The 15,288-nt window shown below is 37.4% G+C and carries 12 protein-coding genes; 1 reads left to right on the top strand and 11 read right to left on the bottom strand.

The window, feature by feature from the left end:
* Nucleotides 1-15 precede the first annotated feature (15 nt).
* The 11 genes from ACSLUO_RS08465 to ACSLUO_RS08415 form a co-directional block, all read right to left on the bottom strand.
* Nucleotides 16-171 (bottom strand): hypothetical protein, encoded by a 156-nt coding sequence (locus tag ACSLUO_RS08465; protein ID WP_448247902.1) that lies wholly within the window; start codon nucleotides 169-171, stop codon nucleotides 16-18.
* Nucleotides 172-557: 386 nt separating this feature from the next.
* A complete protein-coding gene (locus ACSLUO_RS08460) occupies nucleotides 558-2,498 on the bottom strand; it encodes a methyl-accepting chemotaxis protein (protein ID WP_448247900.1) in 1,941 nt (646 codons plus the stop codon).
* Between the two features lie 130 nt (nucleotides 2,499-2,628).
* Entirely contained in the window at nucleotides 2,629-2,955 is a 327-nt protein-coding gene (locus ACSLUO_RS08455; RefSeq protein ID WP_448247899.1) for a hypothetical protein, read from the bottom strand.
* Between the two features lie 14 nt (nucleotides 2,956-2,969).
* Nucleotides 2,970-3,794: a class I SAM-dependent methyltransferase gene (locus tag ACSLUO_RS08450; protein ID WP_448247898.1), complete on the bottom strand. Its 825-nt coding sequence runs from the start codon at nucleotides 3,792-3,794 to the stop codon at nucleotides 2,970-2,972.
* Nucleotides 3,794-4,495, bottom strand: a complete 702-nt coding sequence (locus ACSLUO_RS08445; protein WP_448247896.1) for a DNA-3-methyladenine glycosylase I — start codon at nucleotides 4,493-4,495, stop codon at nucleotides 3,794-3,796. Before ACSLUO_RS08445 ends, ACSLUO_RS08450 begins: the two co-directional genes overlap by 1 nt.
* Before the next feature lie 73 nt (nucleotides 4,496-4,568).
* Entirely contained in the window at nucleotides 4,569-6,440 is a 1,872-nt protein-coding gene (locus ACSLUO_RS08440) for a putative bifunctional diguanylate cyclase/phosphodiesterase (protein ID WP_448247894.1), read from the bottom strand.
* A gap of 20 nt (nucleotides 6,441-6,460) precedes the next feature.
* Entirely contained in the window at nucleotides 6,461-8,026 is a 1,566-nt protein-coding gene (locus tag ACSLUO_RS08435; protein ID WP_448247892.1) for a GGDEF domain-containing protein, read from the bottom strand.
* Complete coding sequence (locus ACSLUO_RS08430; protein WP_448247890.1) at nucleotides 8,019-8,456, bottom strand: hypothetical protein; 438 nt, start codon at nucleotides 8,454-8,456, stop codon at nucleotides 8,019-8,021. Before ACSLUO_RS08430 ends, ACSLUO_RS08435 begins: the two co-directional genes overlap by 8 nt.
* Entirely contained in the window at nucleotides 8,453-9,604 is a 1,152-nt protein-coding gene (locus ACSLUO_RS08425; RefSeq protein ID WP_448247888.1) for a hypothetical protein, read from the bottom strand. Before ACSLUO_RS08425 ends, ACSLUO_RS08430 begins: the two co-directional genes overlap by 4 nt.
* Before the next feature lie 234 nt (nucleotides 9,605-9,838).
* Nucleotides 9,839-10,726 (bottom strand): sugar phosphate isomerase/epimerase family protein, encoded by an 888-nt coding sequence (locus tag ACSLUO_RS08420; RefSeq protein ID WP_448247886.1) that lies wholly within the window; start codon nucleotides 10,724-10,726, stop codon nucleotides 9,839-9,841.
* Nucleotides 10,727-10,830: 104 nt separating this feature from the next.
* Nucleotides 10,831-14,202: a DUF7133 domain-containing protein gene (locus tag ACSLUO_RS08415; RefSeq protein ID WP_448247885.1), complete on the bottom strand. Its 3,372-nt coding sequence runs from the start codon at nucleotides 14,200-14,202 to the stop codon at nucleotides 10,831-10,833.
* Nucleotides 14,203-14,505: 303 nt separating this feature from the next.
* Here ACSLUO_RS08415 and ACSLUO_RS08410 point away from each other — a divergent pair, with 303 nt between their 5' ends.
* Nucleotides 14,506-15,288, top strand: coding sequence for a 3-keto-disaccharide hydrolase (locus ACSLUO_RS08410; protein ID WP_448247884.1), 783 nt, complete (start codon nucleotides 14,506-14,508; stop codon nucleotides 15,286-15,288).

The raw sequence follows: 15,288 nt of genomic DNA, 5'->3' as shown, positions 1-15,288 counted from the left end.
GATTAAAAATGCGTGTTAATTTAAGTTTGTTGGTTTACATAAAAAGCCTTTATTATGCGCTGCTCGCGCACATTCTTTACAGAAATAGCGCGGCTTTTCAACAATCTGCATTAATTCGTGAACATGTTTTTCAATGTCCTTTTTTTTCCACTTACATAGTGATTTAGCCATAATGCGGCCTCCACTAATTGACCTTTGCTAAGTGTAGATGATTTGTTGGGCTATTGCAGCTCATTCATACCATTCCGTATAAAGAAGTGCTTACTTAGCGAGAATTTAAAGGCTTAGAGGCAAGGCATGGATTGAAGAGAATGGTTATTCTCGGTAACTGCTCCTGCGTTACCCTAATGTCCCACATCCATGTGGAAACCTTGTCAAAATCAATAACGCTGCATATAAGCCTTTAAACTCGCACTTTGGGAACGTATGGACACCATGATAACTGCACAAAATTTATTTGATGTAGAATAACTATATCTTCACAAATTTTGTTTGTTCTAATGCCGCCCATACCGTTCTAAGTGAGCACTTTCTTATACGGATTGGTATCAGTTGCTTTATTGTAACGAAGTTTTTAGTGTTTGATTAATGTCTAATACTTGAGCGGCAACATCTTGAGAAATGTTTTCCGCCAGTTCGCGCGAGTTATTTACTTCTTGATTAACACTGCTCATGGCATTTTCAAAATCAGCAAAATGTAAACGTTGCTGGTTAATTTGTTCTAAAGAATCTTGCGCTACTCGTGCTGAGGTTAATGCTTGCTCAACGACACTTTCAGCATTGATTTTTAATAGTTCAGCAATTGATTTTTGTTGGCTTGAAGCGCTTTCAATACCAAAAATATTTTGCTCTAGTGCAGCACTTGCTTGGTTCAATTGTGCTAAACGTTCACTGACTTGTTTTAACGATTCTTGCGTTTTACCGGCTAGCTGACGTACTTCATCAGCTACTACGGAAAACCCTCGGCCATGCTCACCAGCACGAGCTGCTTCAATAGCGGCATTAAGCGCTAATAAGTTGGTTTGGTCGGCAATCGAGCTGATCACATCAACAATAAGGCCAACACTGTCAACTGATTGAGTTAATGACACTATCGCTTCTTTTCCTGATTGCGCGGCGTTGTTTGTTGCTTCACTGGCAATCAATACTTCTGAAACTTGTCCTTGGCTGTTGGTCATTGCGCCTTGTGTTGCCTCGGCATTCTCTACCACTTGTTGTGACAAGGTATTCACGGTATCGGTTACTTGTGCCAAGGCTTGCATAATTTCATCAACGGCTAATAAATGCTCTGATGTACTCGACGACGAATTAAGAATATGTTGTGCTTGGCTTTCCATGGTTTGCATTGCGTGTGATACCAAGTTTAATTGTTTGGCTTTTTGCTCACTTTCTTCTGCGAGTTGGCTAACCATTTTATTAAAACTACTGGCTATTTGGCCTAGTTCAGTTTTTTCTGGGATACCAGTAATATTATCAACCCGCCCTTGGGTAACGAGTTGAACAAAACTATCACGTAATTTACGTAATGGGTTTAAAACTACTGTACGCATTAACCAATAATTTGTTGCTAAAAAGAGCACCAAAAAGAGTAACAATCCCATGACTATGGTCGCTAATGTGCCATTAATTGCTTGTTGATCATCACTGATGGTTTGCTCGGCCGTGAGAATAATATCTTCTAAAGTATTAACCGCTTGACGTAACAAGGTTAAGCCCGCTTGGCGTTGATTAAATAAATCTAAAGTGTTCTGTAATTCGTTCGAATAACGACTGGCAAGCGATTGTAATTCATTGAAAACATCAAGGCTGACATCTTCAGCCTCTTCTTCATCAAACAATAAATCGTCATCATCTTCAGTTTCTGGAAATATCGCTAATGCTGGAAATTGGTTTATTGATTGTATTTCTTTATTCAGGTTTTTAATGACAATTTTAATGGTATCTGTGTTTGTGTTATCAGCCATGAAAAGCTTTTCGCGAGCGTTAACCAAACGATGCAACGTTGAAGCAATATCGGTATTAATAGTTAAATAAGCCAATACTTGTTGTTGAGATAAAGCGTTACTTTTTAGCGCATAGTTCGCTAAGCTGTTGTTTAACGACACCATGCCTTGTTCGCTATTACGTAGTAAAGCGTAAGGGTCGCCACTTAACTTGCCAAGTGCACGAAACTTGGTTGCTAAGTTGTTTTTTAAATCATCGGTATAACTGAGAAGCTGCTGTTCAAACGCCGGTAATTTTAATTTTTTGGCACTGGTCTGTATTTCTGATAATTGCGTGTCAGCTTGAGTTAATAAGCTTGCATCACCGGTTTGTAAATAGCTGGCAACGGTACGATAAAGTTTTACCGTAGCTAACGATTTTAAATTTTGATATTGATCTTGCTGTGCTCTGCTGTCAGCTAAGGTGGTGACAACATGATACATAGTGGCAACAAAAATCACTGCAAAAGTACTTATTGCAACAACAGAAATTCGTGAAAAACTAGAAACGCGCACAGGGTTAATCCTCATAATAGAAGTTCGCACGTTAATTCTCACAAAGAATTATTGCAATATTGTTACAGTATTGTGACGGAATTATGAAGCTGTTATTTTGTATTACTTATGCTGATGAAAGTAGCCGAAATTACAAAGGCTTAAAGTAGCTGTTCATTATGGCTACTACCTTGTTAACCGTTAACTCAGCTAACGGTTCGCTTGCAGATGAAAATATGTCACCTGCTTTATTACCTTGTGCAATATCAACACTGTCAGCTTTAGAGTCATGTAATAAAAATACCAATTTTTTATCGAGCGCAGGGCAATCAATAGTTACCGCATCGGCATTCATTCCTTGCTTGCGTAGTGCTTTGTCAATAATGCCAACTAAGGTATCTATGTTGTTATTTACTTCATAAAATTTATCGTTGGCTTGAGCGATAACTTCGGACACGCTTTTTAAAGGTTCTTTCATTTATTTTTAGTCTTTTAGTCTTTTGGTATGGCTTGATTGACATAAACATCGAATCTGTTTTTTTTCATATTAATGCTCATTGACGGCTTTTTACCTGCAAGTGGTTCGGCATAGCTTGGGCGTTTAACTACCACACGGTATTTTGCGGCGGCTAAAGCAGGTGCTAATAAAGCGTCGGCATCGTTATCTTCACCCACTAAGGTTTGAAATACGCGCATTTCTTTTTTTACTAATGCTGATTTGCCTTTATGTGGATACATAGGGTCAAGATAAATAACATCAGGCTGCTGTTGTTCTGATATTGCTTCAATAGAAGAAGCATGTACCAATGACATTAATTGGGTAATTTCAGCCACTTCAGTGCTTAATTCTGCACGCGCTAAACCGTCAGCTAACATGGCTGCAACAACAGGCATACGTTCTAACATAGTAACTTGGCAGCCTAGTGACGCCAGTACAAAAGCATCACGGCCTAAACCAGCGGTAGCATCTAATACTTTCGGGGTGAAACCATGTTTTAAGCCTATCGCTTTGGCAATGTCTTGGCCACGACCGCCACCAAATTTACGACGATGAGCAACCGCGCCTTCAACAAAATCAACCTTAATCGCCCCTAATTTAGGCTCGTCACATTTGATCAGCTCTAGGCATTGATGGTTAACTTGTAAAAGAAAGGCGAGGTGAGCATGCTTATGCACAGATGTTGCGTTACCTATGTAGTTGAAGTGCCACTTGTTTGCTAAACGTTTAGCTAACTCAATATCAACAGAGTCAACATAAGCTATCGCGATATTGCTCTGAGCTTCGTTATTCGCGTTACCCAGTTTAGATTCAGCCATTATGCACTCTCAACTTGAATATGATTGTCACCAGTGGCGTAGGCAATTAAACGGCTGAGCTGGCTTAAATTGAGGTCACATTGTTGTTGCCACTCATTAAAACATTGTTGAATGGTAGCTAAGCTGCTTTTAGTTTGAATACCGCCACTAATGTGATCGTGTGATCTAAAATAGGCTTCAACATCTCGGCTTAATAAAAAGGTATCTTTACCTAAGGCTCTTAAGGCATATGGGCCGGTATTACCGCCTAAACGCGCGCCATGTTTTTTTAAGTACGCCCATAAACCAATAATGTTGTTGCTTGGCCACTGGGCAATAAATTCGGCAAAGCTATGACCGTTTTGTTGTTCTTCAAATATCATTTGGGCATTAGCTTTAATGGTTTTTACTTTATTGAAATTGCGTATGATTTTGGGATCAGCGGCTTTTTTTTCTAACATTTCTTCTGGCATCATTAATATTTTTTCTATATCAAAACGGAAAAAGCTTTCTTCAAAACTAGGCCATTTATTTTCAACAACGCGCCAGACAAAACCGGATTGAAATACTTTTTTTGTAAATGCAGATAAAATGCGGTCGTCACCTAATTCAGCTAAAAATGGATGAGAATCGTCATCGCCAAGTAATAGGTTGAGTGCGGCAGTACCGCCTTTACGTTCAGCGGCACGTTGATAAATGGTAGTAACTTTTTCTAAGCTCATGATAAAACCAAAAGAATGTAGGAGATTGACGGCGAGGTTAAATGATAATGTTTATTAGCTTTTTTAAAAAGGCTTATTCATGTTGATTTTCGTTTTGTAAGTATTCAATAAATTCATCAAGCGGTAATGGTTTGGCCCATAAATAACCTTGGCCAATATGACAGCCAGCATCACAAAGCCATTGTGCTGTTTCAGCATCTTCAATACCTTCAGCGACATTTTGAATACCTAAACTTTTACTCATCATGATAATGGCATTAACAATGTGTTGTTCATGTTCTAAATCAGCAATTTTGCTAATAAAAGAGCGATCAATTTTTAATACCGAAACGTTAAACTTATTTAAGTAGCCTAAGTTTGAATAACCAGTACCAAAGTCATCAATTGCGAAAGAGATGCCTTTTTGTTGAATTTTTCTAATTTGCGCTTGAATGTGTTTTATATCATCAAAAATAGTGGATTCTGTAATCTCTAGTTCAAGTAGGTGCGGTGACATACCTGTATGATTTAACGTATTGAAAATAATTTGTGGTAAATTGCCGCGTTTAAAATCAACCGCTGACAAATTTATGGCAACACGAATGTTGTTAAAACCTAGTTTTTGCCAAGTCATACAGTCTTGGCAGGCTTGTTTAATTAATAGTTTGGTAATATCAACAATTAAGCCGGACTCTTCTGCTATTGGAATAAATTGATCGGGCGGCACCCAGCCTTTATCGGGGTGATGCCAACGTATTAAAGCTTCGACACCAATAATTTTATTGGTGTGTAAGTTTATTTTCGGTTGGTAATTAATCGTAAATTGTTTATTTGCAATCGCATTTTTTAATGCGGTAATGTAAAAATACTTGTTGTCAACCAAGGCTTTAATTGAAGGTTTGTAATATTGAGCGCTATTTTTTTGTTCAGTTTTTCCATACTGTAATGCTAAATGGGCATTTGCTCTTAAGCTTTCTATTGAGTTACCGTCAAATGGAGAAATGGCAATACCAATAGCACAGTGCACAGCAATACTGTATTCATCAACCGTGAATTCGGCAATAATAGCCTGTAGTACTCGTTCTTTAAATACTTCAAAATCTTTAGAGCCAATAGAAATTTTGGTTAAGACAAATTCGTTACCACTAAAGCGGTATAAATATTCATTTTTTTGCAAAATAACATTTAAGCGTTCAGCGATTTCTATGATCAGTTGATCACCGGTTTTATGGCCAAAAGAATTATTGATATCGCGTAAGTTGACAATATCTAAGACCATAAAATAGACATTATGATGACCGTCAGCATTCTTTCCTAAATACTGATCCATTTCTTCAGTACAAATATGTTCATTGGCAAGCTTTGTTAAATGGTCGTATTTTAATAGCTGTTGGTTTTCCGCCAGTAAATTTAAGCAAACACTTTTCTCTAGCTGGAGTTCTTCTACACTTTCTTGAAAGCGCTTAATAAAAAAGTAGGTAATTAAGCAAAAAAATAGACAAATAATCGATAAATGAATAGTTCGAAGATTATGGTTAGCAAAGTTAGCTGAATCTGCATGAATTAAGTTGAGCTCATGTGCGCTTGTTAATGCTATTAATTGGATAAAAATACTGATAATTAGTGGAATAAACAGCATTTTAGTACCCATAAACATAGCTAATAAAATAACACAAGGATAAGCATAGATGGCAGAGTCAAAAATGCCGTTATTGAGCCAAGAAAGATAAAAAATAAGAATGGTACAGCTCCAAATAATCAGCGCATTTACAACTTGTACGGTATCTTCATTAATCCAAAAATATAGCAAGGACATTAGGGTAAGTGAGGTGAGTAGAGCTACTTCAATGTAATTAAAGGGAGTAAGAATAAGCTCTGCAATTAAAAATAGCAGTAAAGCACTTGATATTAAAAGGAGAGTTAATTTAACTCTATGTGTATCTTTGCACTCCATTATTTGTGTCATTAAAAAAGCAAAACCTTTAATTATGTTAATTGGTCATAAAAAGTAACGTTGGTTTTATTTTCTACGGCTGTTTTGGCTTGATACATTGCTTTGTCGGCGGCTTTAATAATTAACTCTTGGGTAAGCTCGTCATCAGGGTAAAAACTTGCGCCTATGCTCGCGCCAACAGACATTGAAGCTTCGCTTTTTTTCAGGAAATAAGGTTTTTCTATGTAGGAAACTATTTTGTCACAAACCTTAGTTACTTCTTGTTTATTAAGTTTTGGCAATACGACAACAAATTCATCGCCGCCCCAGCGAGATAACAGATCGCGCCTTCTTAAGCACTTGGTTAACTGGGTTGACACATAATTAAGAATTTCATCTCCGGCATCATGACCATAAATATCATTGATCGGTTTAAATTTATTGAGATCTAAAAGCAGTAATGCAAATGGAATTTTTTGCTGCATCAAGCGGCTTATTTGTTGTTCAGCCCCACGTCGGTTTAGTAGTTGCGTTAATTGATCGGTATGAGCTTTATGATCTAACTGTTCAAGTTCTTGTCGTCTTAATGAGATGTCGTGCAAGGTGATTTGATAGTATTCGCGGTACTCTTCCGTAACGGTAGGTGAAATGATAGTTTGCACCCAAACTGGCTTGTTTTGATCAAAATAGCCTAATAAAAATTCACCTGAAGCAATTTCATTATTGTTAAAGGCGGTTTCAATTAATTGATCAAGTGCAAGTTGGTTATCAAATAATTCGCGTAAATAGGGACCAAAATTTTGTTTAAACGGGATATTAAGTCGAGTTAAAAAATCAGTGAAAGCTTGATTATAAAGAATAATATCGCCATTGGGTTCTGATAACACGATAGGAGAATTAGCGTTTTCGAATAATAATTTAAAGTGTTTTGACAGTTTTTCAACTTGCTGGCGTAGCTTACGTTCTTCTGAAATTTGCAGCGTGGTTCGCTCTAGCAATGAATTAATATCGCCAACTAATAAGCCAATTTCACTTTTTTTATGAAAATTAGGTAATGATATTCGTTCATCAGAACCTATTTTTACTTCATGTAAACGTTTGGCAATGGAAATTATAGGTTCAGTAACAATGATGTAGGCAACAACAATGATCACTAAAGTAATAATTGTGGCTTGAATAGTAATTGAAATTTGGTTATCCCAACTAATTTTATTAGCGCGATTCTCAATTTCTTGAATATTAGGAGTAATAAAAAGATTGCCTACTTGGCGGTCTTTTTCAAAGGGAGAAAACAAGGCAAATGTTTGTGTTGAATCATTATATTGATAATTGTCGGATGCGGTTTTAAGTTGCTCGGTAGAAATGGACACGCCGCTGACAATGTCGTTACTGATCAAACCTGAAATTACTTCATTAACCAATTCAATGTCTTCTAAATAACTGGCAATGGAAGCAGTAGATGATACCGTTTTATAAAGTTGCTCTATTTTTCGTTGGCCGTTATCAACTTCATTAACGTAAGCAATGCGAAAAAACACTTGCGAGATAATTAAGCCGACGGCAAGCGTAGCAAAAATAACAACAATGGCTAGCCTAAGAATTAAGCCACTTTTATTCATTAAATCGATATACCACTTTTAAGTTATTTGTTAATTTTGATTCTCGTATATAGCCGATAGCAAACTTTGCACCATCAAGTTGCTCTATTACGTCATCTTCTGAATCTAATACACTGGCTTTGCGTTTTCTACCGGTAAACTTAAGTCTCGCCCAATAGGCATTGACACTAGCAACAGAGCGACCAATTAAATTTTGATAAAAACTTTCTTTTAATAGGTTGTCATCATTTAATTCTATTGGGTTGGCTAAATCACCGTTCGGATAAGCAAGGTATTTCCCCATGAAAATATCGATAACTTCAGATTTAGTTAAGCTATTTACTGGATTGTTAGCATTAACAACAACAACAAGTTTCTCTGCACTAAGCGCCATACCGCTATAAAATAGGGTACTAACAAGTATGATTAATATTGACTTTAGCTTAATCATAAGGCGAAACTCAATGTATACATTAAACTAGGTACAGATTCAGGTGATTTGCTGTTCTTAGGGTTTAACCAAAGGGTAGCACCTCCTTCTTCTATATCAGTTAGGTTAAACTGTAGTTTTGAAGCAATGGTTGGATTAATATCCCAGCGCCAACCAAGCGAAATGGTTTGTTGATTCGAACTGTAAAAGTTCATGGTTTCGGTAATGCCGGCAATTAATTCAGGGAATAGGCTAGTGTCTACACCGGCTTCATCAAATTGATAATAGTCTGATGATGTTTTTCCAAAAATACCATAATAGGTATGTTCCTTGACTTGATATGCGGCACTAATATAACCATTGTCTACAGCTGCGGTTAAAGCACTTTCTGAGGTTATTCGCGCAAGCTCAAAGCTAAAAAGCCAATTTTGCCAATATTTTTGTCCACTCAATGAAAGGTATTGTGCCGTTTCGCCTTCTATATCTAACTGTTCATTAATGTTGCTTTTATTAGGCCATAAAAAATCAGGTATTAAATTGATTTGTTCGGTAAGCGCTTTTGAAGAAGAATTGTTACCGAGAGTTGCAGTGGTATATCGGGCTTGCAAGTTCCAGTCGTTTTGATCGTAAATTAAAGAAAAACCAAATAAATTATTTAATTTTACTTTTTCTGTATATTTGTAGGGCGTGGCAACGGCTTCACTGTCACCGCCAAATACTTTTACATTTAAAGTGCCATTAGAGACACGTTGGGTATAAACTATTTCTGCCCCGTCTAGAAATTTAAATGGGGCAATGCCATAGGTTTCATTGGGAACATTAGCCCAAGTGTAAGCAAGGTTGATATTACGATATTCGGTGATCATAAATAAGTCGGGCATTAATCGCCCCACTTTTATTGACCATTTAGCAGAGGGTTTGTAACGTAAAAACGCCATGCTGACATAATCGAGCATGTCAGGATCATTTAACTCTCTTAAAACAACTTGACCGACAAAATCAAATTCATCATTGAATGATTTTTCTACTTGACCACCGAGTAGAGAAAGTGCGCGAAAATCAATATCGCCAGAAAATACGCCATATTCGTGACTAATATCAGTACGATAACCATAGTTATCTGAGTCAGATAAGGTAATGCCAAGCGTACCAAAACTACTCCACTGCACATCTTCAGCAGATGCAGCGCTAGAGATTATAATGAAAAAGGTAACTATAAAGGTTCTTAACACGCTAATATCACACAATTTTAAATAAGAATTATATACACAGCGTAGATGTTGTTTAACTTTTTATCAACAACAAAAAAGCAAGCAATGAATTGAAATTATAACAGAAAGCGTGAAAGATGGTATGCGTATTGAGCAATAAGTTAATTGCTCAATACTTAATGGTTGTTGGGCTTATAATTGTTGTATGAACTTTTCTAATCCCTTTTTAGATTTTTCAACAGCTTGCATTGGTGTTAACCCTTCAGGGTACTCTTCTTGTTCGATTACTAACCAACGCGTGCCACCAAACTCAACATTGGTTTTAATTAATGCTGCCCAGTCGTAATTGTCTTCACCAAGAATAGGGCTGTCATTTGAACCTTCATGCGTTCTAATTTTGTAATGGGTGGTCAAGGTACGACCTTCATAGCGTTTAACATACTCAATAGGATCTTTATCGGCATAATTTACCCAACCAACATCAAGTTGTAATAACATGTCTTTAGGAGTGTTCTTGGCTAAATAATCCCAGAAAGTAGCATCGTGATACGGGTCAAATTCTTTATCATGGTTGTGATAGCCAAGTGTCATGTTTTGTTTTTTTACGTTGGCCGCTAACAAATTCATTTCAACAACAAATTCTTCAATGCCATCGGCACTCATAGCACGACTATCGTAAGGGATAATAACTAAATCAGTGCCTAAGTCTTTTAAAAAAGCTAAGGTTTTATCGAGTTTATCGCCACGAAGTTGCTCAACACCAACATGAGCCCCACTTGCTTGTAAACCAATTGAGTTCAAAAAGGCTTTTAGGCCTTTAGGGTCATCGCTATAACTGCCATAATCTCCGGCAAATTCAACCCCTTGAAAGCCCATATCAGCGAGTGCTTTTAAAGTCCCTTCAAAATCATTTTTTAATGTGTTTTTTACCGACCAAAGTTGCACACTGAGGGGTGGAACTGTCATTTTTTCACCTGTAACCTTTGTGGTTGTCGAAGTATTCGTTTCTGTTGCATCATTACATGCCGATAACAAAGTTAAATTCACTATGATAAACAAGAGTGAGAATATTTTTTTCATTACATTTTCCTTTTATTGGCCTTCAGTTAGAAAACCTACTCAGTAAAGCTGAGCGATTAACAGTAAAATGTGCTTATTATTCATGTAAGCACATGGATTTTTAATTAATGAGAATTCGATTTTTCTACCCTAAGTGATTGTAAAAATGCCACTAAATCACGTATTTGTGATTGGCTAAGTAAATAGTTCATGGGCGGCATACCTGAAACGGGACGTTGAATGTTGGCAATGGCTGACTTGTTATAAACAGTTTGCTTTTCAGCTGTTTTGCCAAGCGTGATACTGGTTTCAGTTTCTCCTTGGTAGGTACCGCTAATCACGTCGCCATTTTTCATGGTTAACGAGACATTACCAAAACCTGGCGCAATCGCGGCACTTGGGTCAACGAGGGCTTGTAATAAATAAGTTGCTGAGCGATGTTTACCGATATTACTAAGATCTGGACCAACGGTTGAACCTAAACCATTAACCATATGACAGCGAATACATTGTGCGGCGCCACCGCCATAAAATATCTCTTTTCCTGTTTGTACATCACCACCAGCTAAGGCACTTTCAAATTGGGTGATAATATCGGCGGTTTTGATCTTGTTCTGGTAACTTTGATATAGCTTTTGAACATCGGCATTATCGCTGTTTTTGGCAATTTCAAGTAACTCAAGTGTTAGCTCAAGCTCTTTCGTGCCTGATAATAATGCGTTGAGCTTATCTATAATGATTTGGTCAATTTCAGGTGTTGAAGCCTTTCCTAATTGCGCTAAAACAATTTTTTTCAAAGCCACTGAATTTGATTTCAAATAGTTTACAGCCACTTTTAAGCCAGTTGTTTTATCTTGTTGCATTACCTTGGTAAATGCCGCGGCATTGATTTTAGGGTTGTTGTCATCTAATAACTTAACGGCAAGCGAGAAGGCCGCTTTTGTATCATTAGCAGCAAGTAAGTTTAGTGCTTGTATACGGATGCTTGCATTAGCGGTGGTTTGTGTTGCAATGTTAGTAAGTAATTCAGCCGACATGGTAAAGTTAACTTGTTCGGCAATACGCATGGCTTGTACCAGCGCTTGTCCTTGAACAGTTGCTAAAATACTGGGTAAGTATTGATTTACCAGCGCATTAATATCATCACGAGTTTGATTGGCGGTTGTAGGTAAGCCAGTGATGGTATCGATAGGGTTAATATCATGCCAACCTTCAATTGCCGCAAGTGCTTCTGATGCTAATCGGGTATTTAATTTAGGTGTTGCAGCATAGGTTAGCAGTCGCTCAGCATTGGCTAATTTTCCTTGATTAAAATTAGCATTAATAATGCGGTGATGAATATAAGCTTGTTCGGCTGAAGCTGCTGGCATTGCTGCCGATAATAACTGCGCCATTTGTTCACGCGCCGCTAGTAAGGCTTTATCATCAATCGCCGTAATTGTTTCGTGAACAATGTCTCTTTCTTGATCAGCTAAGAAATAAGCAATATCGCTATCTTGTAACATTCTTAAGGTTAACACCAAGGCTAAGCGAACGTCTTTTGAAGGGTGGTTTTTATGCTTAAGCCAGTGTCTTTTATCAATACCTTTTAGTGCCATGGTTAAGGCATGACGTAACCATAGATCTTTATCACTAATTTCAATTATTTTATTAATGATCGCCGGTACAGCTGTTGCGTCGTTAATTTTCCCCAAGCCTAAAGCTGCATACATAGCTACTTGGTTGTTTGAGTCAGCCAAGGCTTGTACAAAGGTAGTATCAGCAAAATTAGCAGCATGATCACCTAATACCCGCATTATTTGAATACGTACTTGTTCATTAGCATCGTTCGCTAATGGCATTAGGCTGGTTAATCGCTCACTATCAATGGTGTGATTAAAGACTAATTGGCTTAAGCCCCAAATACTATGAATACGAGAAAAAACATCTTTATTTTGGTTGTGGGCAATACGTTCAAAAGCAGTAACAGCGGCTTCACCGCGTTTAGCTAATTCAAACTGTGCACGTTGCCTGATGGTTTGATGATCAATGGCTAATAGTTCACTTAATTCAGCGATTGATTTTTCACTATAATTTGCTGTTAACAAACTATGATATTGTTGATGCGTTACTTTAATATCATTCGGTAATTCGGTGTTTTTTACCGTATAAATGGCACCTTCATCATTGTTGCTCCAACCACCAAAGTTAAATTCAGACGCATATAATCGGCCGTCGGGGCCAAAGTCAATATCCGTTACGTTAATACCCGCCATAAATACTTGGGCTGGTGTCATTAAAAATGACGCACCATTTTTTTCAGTTTTAAAAGTGGTGATTTTTGAGCGACTACCTGAGCCACCAAACAAGGCAAGGAAAAAATGATTACGCCACTGTTCACCTAAATAATTACTCGGGTTATAGGTAAAACCAGCAGGGCCAGAATAAAATTTACCAATACCAGGTAATAAATAGGCAGGTTGTTTATCATTACGCGGCTCAGAAAGTTTGTTGACTAACCAAGTCACCGGCATTTCGGTATCGCCAGTATATTTGTATGAACGCAATTCCAATTTTTTAATGGCACTCATAATACTCTGATGACCCGCATGCCAGCCTGAATCGCCACCTTCAATTAAATGATTAAGGCGTTCATAGTCTCCTTTATCACCGTCGTTGTCGGCAGTAAACAAGTTACCATATTCATCAAAAACTAATTCTTGCGGGTTACGCACGCCATGATAAAAAACTTCAATATTCGCGCCATCAGGGTCGGATCTAAAAATAGCACCTAAATTAGGACCAAAAAAAGTATTGCCTTCTTTGCTGACAAAGTTATAGCCGCGATCACCTATCGACCAGTATAAACGGCCATCAGGCCCCCAAGCGAGGCCATGCATGTCGTGTCCCATAAAGCTAATGCGGGTACCGAAGCCTTTCTGCAAAGAAGTGCGTTTGTCTGATACACCGTCATTGTTATTGTCTTCCAACAACCAAAGATTAGGCATATTGGTATAATACACCTTTCCATCACGCTCAATAACGCCAGCACCTAAACCATCCAGTAGGTCATTAAAACCGTCAGCATAAACAGTTGATTTATCAGCTTTACCATCATTGTTGCTGTCTTCTACTAAACGTATTTTGTCGGACGCTTTTGAATATAATGACTTGGGTAATTGCTCGGCATAATCCTTATACATTTGTATACGGTCGTCGAGTGATTCAATGGAAATGTCGGCAACAGTTACTTCTTTTGAAAATTTACGAATATCTTCTACACCTTGATAAATTCGATATATTTCGCTGATTAACAAACGCCCTTTAGAGTCGAAAGAAAAAAAACTAGGGTTGAGTGTTAAGCTTTGATCAGCCCAAACTTCTGCTTTCATACCATCAGGAACGGTAAAGCTTGGTAGCCTAGTTGCAGGATCTGTGTGATTAGTTTCAGCGGCAGTAGTAAACCCACTTACGCAAGCGGAGCAAATCAGGAGCTGTTTTATTTTATTTATCATCATCGGATGTATTTCTTTTTTATAAGTGCAGTTAATAATAGTCACAAAACTAATTTTATGACTAGTAGACATTCGTTTATTAATGCAACGAATTCGGCGCTGACCTATATTGTTAAATGATTTGCCTTGTTCTTTTGTTTTTGTAAGTTTTTGTTTTTATATTGTTATTTTTCTTTTTGTTTTGTTTTTTGGCTAGATTTAGAAAGATTAATATAACGTTTCAATCTTAAGTTTATATTTGGGTTGCATTTTTCATGGAGAAAAACAGATAATATTTAACTTAAAACATAGTCAGGGAATTATAAAATGAAAACATTAACTAAACTCGCTTGCATCATAATGTTAGCGGTAGGCGCACCAACCATAGCCCATGAAAATACAGAAAAAGCATGGCTGAGTTTATTTGATGGCAAAACATTACAAGGCTGGACACCGAAATTTGTTGGCTATAAAGCAGGTGTTAATTATAAAAATACCTTTCGGGTAGAAGACGGCTTATTATCGGTAAATTATGATCAATACGAAAAGTTTGCTGGCGAATTTGGTCATTTATTTTATCAAACACCTTATTCTCATTATGTGTTAAAAGCGACTTATCGTTTTTTAGAGCCTCAGTTTGAATTAGAAAAATCAATGCGTTGGGCATTTCGTAATAATGGCTTTATGATCCATTCACAACCTGTTGAAACGATGGAACTAAGTCAGCCTTTTCCAACCAGTATTGAAGTGCAATTATTAGGTGGCACTGGTGTTGGTGAGCGCCAAACGGCAAATATTTGTACGCCTGATTCCGATGTGGTGATTGCCGGTAAATTAGTGACCGAACATTGTATTAAATCTAGCTCAAAAACCTTTCATGGCGATCAGTGGGTGACCATTGAAATAGAAGTACGTGGCGATGAAGTTATCAAACATACGGTTAATGGTGAGCTGGTTTTTGAATATACTCACCCCCAATTGAGTGATGATTCAGAAAAGTTAATTAAACTGTACCAAGGCAAAGCAATGAAATCAGGCTACATTGCTATTCAAGCCGAAACACATCCAACGCAATTTAAGTCAATTGAGTTAAGGGTATTGGCGGAATAA

This window comes from Thalassotalea agariperforans (assembly GCF_053470345.1).
Note: the sequence above shows the minus strand (reverse complement) of the source record. Positions and strands in the feature narration are given on the sequence as shown.

Coding starts and splice junctions, on each gene's coding strand:
- ACSLUO_RS08465 (WP_448247902.1), bottom strand. CDS start 171: ATGGCTAAATCACTATGTAAGTGGAAAAAAAAGGACATTGAAAAACAT.
- ACSLUO_RS08455 (WP_448247899.1), bottom strand. CDS start 2,955: ATGAAAGAACCTTTAAAAAGCGTGTCCGAAGTTATCGCTCAAGCCAAC.
- ACSLUO_RS08450 (WP_448247898.1), bottom strand. CDS start 3,794: ATGGCTGAATCTAAACTGGGTAACGCGAATAACGAAGCTCAGAGCAAT.
- ACSLUO_RS08445 (WP_448247896.1), bottom strand. CDS start 4,495: ATGAGCTTAGAAAAAGTTACTACCATTTATCAACGTGCCGCTGAACGT.
- ACSLUO_RS08440 (WP_448247894.1), bottom strand. CDS start 6,440: ATGACACAAATAATGGAGTGCAAAGATACACATAGAGTTAAATTAACT.
- ACSLUO_RS08435 (WP_448247892.1), bottom strand. CDS start 8,026: ATGAATAAAAGTGGCTTAATTCTTAGGCTAGCCATTGTTGTTATTTTT.
- ACSLUO_RS08430 (WP_448247890.1), bottom strand. CDS start 8,456: ATGATTAAGCTAAAGTCAATATTAATCATACTTGTTAGTACCCTATTT.
- ACSLUO_RS08420 (WP_448247886.1), bottom strand. CDS start 10,726: ATGAAAAAAATATTCTCACTCTTGTTTATCATAGTGAATTTAACTTTG.
- ACSLUO_RS08415 (WP_448247885.1), bottom strand. CDS start 14,202: ATGATGATAAATAAAATAAAACAGCTCCTGATTTGCTCCGCTTGCGTA.
- ACSLUO_RS08410 (WP_448247884.1), top strand. CDS start 14,506: ATGAAAACATTAACTAAACTCGCTTGCATCATAATGTTAGCGGTAGGC.